This is a genomic window from Pseudomonas sp. BAY1663 (assembly GCF_000582595.1).
Classification (GTDB): Bacteria; Pseudomonadota; Gammaproteobacteria; order Pseudomonadales; family Pseudomonadaceae; genus Stutzerimonas; species Stutzerimonas stutzeri_AF.
Map to the genome: position 1 here is coordinate 1 of NZ_AZSV01000146.1, position 5665 is coordinate 5665.

Annotated in this window: 2 protein-coding genes and 4 pseudogenes; 2 read left to right on the forward strand and 4 right to left on the reverse strand. The window is 68.1% G+C overall.

The window, feature by feature from the left end:
• The 4 genes and pseudogenes from BAY1663_RS21890 to BAY1663_RS21905 all read right to left on the reverse strand — a co-directional run.
• Window positions 1-818: acyl-CoA dehydrogenase family protein (locus BAY1663_RS21890; protein WP_037045071.1), on the reverse strand; the 818-nt coding region annotated here is incomplete at its 3' end.
• Window positions 815-1774 (reverse strand): ABC transporter substrate-binding protein, encoded by a 960-nt coding sequence (locus tag BAY1663_RS21895; protein ID WP_037045073.1) that lies wholly within the window; start codon window positions 1772-1774, stop codon window positions 815-817. The genes BAY1663_RS21890 and BAY1663_RS21895, both read right to left, overlap by 4 nt.
• Before the next feature lie 18 nt (window positions 1775-1792).
• Window positions 1793-2856 (reverse strand): annotated as a pseudogene (locus BAY1663_RS21900) (LLM class flavin-dependent oxidoreductase).
• Between the two features lie 453 nt (window positions 2857-3309).
• Window positions 3310-4220 (reverse strand): annotated as a pseudogene (locus tag BAY1663_RS21905) (LysR family transcriptional regulator).
• A 95-nt stretch (window positions 4221-4315) separates the two neighbouring features.
• Between BAY1663_RS21905 and BAY1663_RS24250 the strand changes: the two are divergent.
• Together BAY1663_RS24250 and BAY1663_RS21915 are read left to right on the forward strand one after the other, a co-directional pair.
• A pseudogene (locus BAY1663_RS24250) lies at window positions 4316-4923 on the forward strand (cysteine dioxygenase).
• A pseudogene (locus tag BAY1663_RS21915) lies at window positions 4920-5665 on the forward strand (rhodanese-like domain-containing protein); the annotation flags it as partial. The pseudogenes BAY1663_RS24250 and BAY1663_RS21915, both read left to right, overlap by 4 nt.

The following is a 5665-nucleotide window of genomic DNA, read 5'->3' on the forward strand; positions in this document are numbered from 1 at the left end:
GCCCCGAGGTTGGCCGGCTGGCGGCGCTGCAGCCAGTCCACCAGCCAGTCGCGCGCGGCCTGGGCCACGCCGTCGTAGACGCTGGCGATCAGCACCGCCATCCACAGCAGGCCCTGCGCGTCGAACTCGGCCTGCGGCGCGCTCCAGGGGCTGACGCTGACCGCCTGGTCGAACGCCAGCGGCACGTCCTCGAAGACCACTTCATGGCTGCAGGTGGCGCGCATGCCCAGATGGTCCCAGTCCTCGTTGATGCGGATGCCGGGGCTGTCGCGGTGCACCAGCCAGGCGCCGACCAGCGGGTCGGCATCGTCGCTGCGCGCCCAGACCAGGTACCAGGTCAGGCCGTGGCTGCCGGTGGAATAGATCTTGCGCCCGCTCAACCGCCAGCCGTCGGCGCTGCGCCGGGCGAGGGTCGCCGGCAGGCCGCCGCGGGCCGGCGTGCCGAGTTCCGGCTCGACCCGCAGGGCGTTGATCAGCGCGCCGCTCTCCACCGCATCCAGCGCCAGGCGCCGCTTCCAGCTCTCGGGCCAGCGCGGGTTGGCCTGCATGCGCGCATGCTGCAGGTACTGCATGACCAGGATCAGCGCAGTGGAAGGCTCGCCCCTGGCCACCGCCGAGATCACCCGACGCGCCTCGTCCAGCCCGGCGCCGGCGCCGCCGAAGCGCTCCGGCACGGTCAGTGCCAGCAGGCCGAGGCGCTGCAGCTCGGCGAAATTCTCCCGGGGGAATTCGCCGCTGCGATCCAGCGCCTCGGCACCGGCGGCGAAGCGCTCGGTCAGCCCGGCCAGCATGCGTTCGTCCAGTCCGATGGCGCTCATTGCCCGGCACGCTCTGCAAAGGCGCTGGCGAACGAGGCATCGATGATCGTGCGGGTATCGAAGGCCTTGGGCAGCGCGCCGGTTTCCAGCAGGAAGTCGGCGGTTTCCTGGTAGTCGCGGGCGGCCTGCTCGTCCACCGGGCCGACGCTCATGTTGGCCTGGCCGATCCAGTGGCGGGACACCGCCTGGTCGAGGCCGGCCTTCTTCGCCCAGAGGTCGGCGTAGCTTTCCTTGTTCGCCTCGACCCAGGCGCGGGCCCGCTGCAGGCGGCCGAGGAAGTCGGCGATGACCTCGCGCTTGGGCTCGATGGAGTTGGCGTTGGCGGCGATGCTCGACAACCCCGGCATCAGGTCGCGGGCGGTGATGATCGGCCTGGCGCCGGAGAACACGATCTGCTGGGAAATGTAGGGTTCCCATACCGGGAAGGCATCGATGCTGCCGCGGGGCAGCGCGGCGGCGGCGTCGATCGGCATCAGCTTGACGAAGTCCACGTAGTCGCTCGGCAGGCCGGCCTTCTCCAGGGCGCGCAGGGTCAGCTGCTGGCTCCAGGCGCCCGGCCAGTAGGCGACCTTCTTGCCCTTGAGGTCCTCGATGGTTCTTGCCGGCGAGTCCTTGGGCACCAGCAGCGCGATGGTGTCCGGGTTCTGCCGCGACACGCCGATCAGCTTCACCGGCGCCTCCTTGGCGGCCAGGAAGATGAAGCCCGAATCGCCGAGAAAGCCCAGGTCCAGGGCCCCGGCATCCAGCCCCTCGGCCACCGGCGCGGCGGACTGGAAATGCTTCCATTCGACCCTGTAGGGCGCGCCTTCGAGCACCCCGGACGCCTCCACCGAGGCGCGCACGTTGTAGTAGTTCTGGTCGCCGATGCGCAGCACGGTCTGCTCGGCGGCCTGGGCCAGGGGCGCGGCGAGGGCGAATACGGCCAGGCCGCGGCGAAAGAGATGAAGCAGTCGCATGGGAAAATCTCCAGAAGGTCAGCCGGCCTGGCGTTGCTGCAGGGCGGCGATATGTTCGCGGATCGCCGGAATCAGCCCTGGCCATAGCGCTGGGCGTCCTCCAGCGGATCGAAGCCGCGGATCAGGAAGGTCGAGGCGCCGCGCTGGTAGTACTGGCCGAGGGTCTCGGCCACCTGCTCCGGCGTGCCGACCAGCGCGGTGGAATTCCACTGCGCGCCGGTCAGCCGCGCCACGCCGGTCCACAATCGCTGGTCCAGCACCTCGCCGCGCCGGGCGGCGGCCAGCAGGCGCTGGGAGCCGACATTGGCCGGCACGTGGTCGCTCAACGGCAGGCCGAGCCGCACGCGGTTTTCGCGCACGCGCTCGAGGATCTCGCCGGCGCGCTTCCAGGCCGCTTCCTCGGTATCGGCGACGATCGGCCGGAACGACACCGAGATCCGTGGGCTGCGCCCGAGCGCTCCGGCCGCCGTCCGCACCCGCTGCACATGCTCGGCGAAATCGGCCAGCGGCTCGCCCCAGAGCATGTAGGTGTCGGCATGCCGGGCGGCGACATCGATGGCCGCCGCGGACGAGCCGCTGAAATAGATGGGAATGTGCGGCTGCTGGCGGGTGCGCACGCTGGGCAGCGCCCCCTTGAAACGGTAGAAGCGTCCCTCGTGATCCACCGGACCTTCGGCGGTCCAGATCCGCTTGAGGATGTCCAGGTACTCGTCGGTGCGGGCATAGCGCTGGTCATGGTCGAGCCAGTCGCCGTCACGCTGCTGGTCCGCGTCGCTGCCGCCGCTGATCACGTTGAGCGCCAGGCGGCCGCCGCTGAACTGGTCGAGTGTCGCCAGTTGCCGCGCCGCCAGCGGCGGTGCGATCACCCCGGGACGATAGGCCAGCAGGATGCCCACCCACTCCGTCGCCGCCGCGATGAAGGAGGCGACCACCGCGCCCTCGGCGCCGTTGGTGAAGTAGCCCACCAGCACCCGGTCGAAGCCCGAGGCCTCGTGAGCCTGGGCGAAACGGCGGACGAACTGCGCATCCACCGCTTCCCCCAGCGGCTGATCCACCTCGGCGCTGGGCGTCGCCGTGACCATGCCGATGATTTCTACGCTCATGTCGCGCGCTCCTGTGTCGGTTATGCCAATCGCCAGCACAATATCGCCTTTTTCTTATAAGAAGACGGTATTACCTAACGAACGCTTATAAAGCTATCGGCAACCGTGTCAGGAGGGAAATTCATTTTAGGCATATGCTAATATGCAAAATAAGCAATTAAAGCTTTTTGCATACTGCGCGGGGAGCATTTTGCCGAAAGCCGAAAGCCGCGTCGGGCGCGCAAGTACCTGTCAAGATTGCTGGCGCCAGGAGGCTGCAACCCTACACACCTCCATGACACCGGACTGCCAGGCGCGTGCTGCCCCCTGTAGGAGCGAGCCATGCTCGCGAATCTTGGCCATGCAAAAGCATCGCGGGCATGGCCCGCTCCTACCCCAGCATAAGCTTCGGCAGCGCCGCTTTTCCCGTGCCACCTGCGCCCGCTTTCAGCCTCAAGCGCTTCTAGCCGGCTTTTCCGCCCCCAGGCAGCGGGCGACCACTTCGCCGAACAGTTCCATCGCTCCCTGCAGGTTGCCGACGAAGGTCGCCCGCACCAGCCATAGATCGATCACCGGCTTGAAATCGACGACATCCACGATCTCCAGGGCATCGCGGTGGCGGCTGCTCTCGAACAGCGGCCGCGGCACCAGGCCGAGGCCCATGCCGTTGGCGACCAGCCCCAGCTGCAGGTCGGTGCCGAAGGTCTCCAAGTTGAGCCGCAGATTCAGCCCTGCTCGGCCAGCGCACGCTGCAGCCCGGCGCGGAAGCCGCAGCCGTCCGGATTGAGCACCCAGCCGCGCGCCTGGCATTCGGCCAGCCGACAGCCGTGCCCGGCTATCGAACCACGCGCCGCGACCACCACCAGATCCATGCGCGCCAGCGAACGGCCGGCAATCCCCTCGGGAAACACCTTGCCGGCCGGAAACAGCACCGCGGCGGCATCCAGCTCACCGTCCTGGATCCGCTTGATCAGCCCGCTGCCCCAACCGTTGGAGACCTGGGCCTGCAGATCCGGATAGACCTCCCGCAAGCGCTGCAGGGCCTGCAGCAATACCGCATCGCCGATGGTCTGCGGCACACCCAGGCGCAGCGCGCCGGAGGGCATCGAATCGCTGGCCACCAGTTCGCGCAGGGCATCGATCTCGCGCAGCACCGCGCGGCACTGCTCGTATACCCGCAGCCCCATCGCCGTCGGCTTGAGCGGCTTGGTGTTGCGATCCAGCAGGACTACGCCGAGCGCTTCCTCGAAGTTCTGCAGGCGCCGGGTGATGGCCGACTGGGTCAGCTGCAGCGATTCGGCCGCCTGGTTCAGCGACTGGGTGCGGACCACCGCCACGAACGCATCGAGATCATCTATCTTCATTCTGTATTCGCATATTAGCTTATGAACAAATTGCATTTTAATAATTATATGGCGCTTGCTACCTTTACGTGCATCGCCTTTCTGGAGCATTCCCCATGAGCCATCCCCTGCGCCTGGACCGGCTGCGCGACTTCGTCGGTCATCTGTCCGAACTGCTCGACACCTCTTCGGACGAGGCCAGCATCCTCGACCAGGGTGGCCGCCTGTTGCAACGCCTGGTCAGCCACGACGACTGGCTGCCCGAGGACTTCGCCCGCCCCGACCCGCAGCGCTACCAGCAATACCTGCTGCACGCCGATGCGCGCCAGCGTTTTTCCGTGGTCAGCTTCGTCTGGGGTCCGGGACAGAGCACGCCGGTGCACGACCACCGGGTCTGGGGGCTGATCGGCATGCTGCGCGGCGCCGAGTATTCGCAGGGCTTCGCCCGCGCCGAGGACGGCAGGCTCAGCCCCGAGGGCGCCGCCGTGCGTCTGGAGCCCGGCCAGGTCGAGGCGGTGTCGCCGCGCATCGGCGATATCCACCGGGTCAGCAACGCCTACGACGACCGGGCCTCCATCAGCATCCACGTCTACGGCGCCAATATCGGCGCCGTCAGGCGCGCCGTCTTCCTCGAGGATGGCAGCGAGAAACCCTTCATCTCCGGCTATTCCAATCCCTACCTGCCAATATCTGGGACCTGTCCAAAGAGAACCTTGCGCAATGAGCCGACCCCCCAGCCGTGCCTTCAACGCGATCCGCCAAGCCCTGCTCGACCGGCAGGAGGTGGCGCTGATCGATGTCCGCGAGGAAGCGCCCTTCGCCGAGGAACATCCGCTGTTCGCCGCCAACATCCCGCTGTCCAGGCTGGAGCTGGAGATCCATGCGCGGGTGCCGCGCAGCGATACCGCCGTCACCCTCTACGACGACGGCGAAGGGCTGGCCGAGATCGCCGCCGAACGCCTGCGCGCACTCGGCTACAGCGACGTGGCGCTGCTCGCGGGGGGCCTGGGCGGCTGGCGCGCGGCCGGCGGTGAGCTGTTCCGCGACGTCAACGTGCCGAGCAAGGCCTTCGGCGAACTGGTGGAAAGCGTCCGCCATACCCCTTCGCTGGCCGCCGAGGAGGTCAAAGCGCTGCTCGAAGCCGAGGCCGACGTGGTGATCCTCGACGCCCGCCGTTTCGACGAATACCAGACCATGAGCATTCCCGGCGGCATCAGCGTGCCCGGCGCCGAACTGGTGCTGCGCGCCCGCGAACTGGCGCCGAACCCGAACACCCGGGTCATCGTCAACTGCGCCGGGCGCACCCGCAGCATCATCGGCACCCCAGTCGCTGGTCAACGCCGGCCTGCCCAACCCGGTGGCGGCCCTGCGCAACGGCACCATCGGCTGGACCCTGGCCGGCCAGCCGCTCGAACACGGCCAGTCGCGGCGCTTCGGAGAGGTCAGCGAAGCCGCCCGGCAGCAGG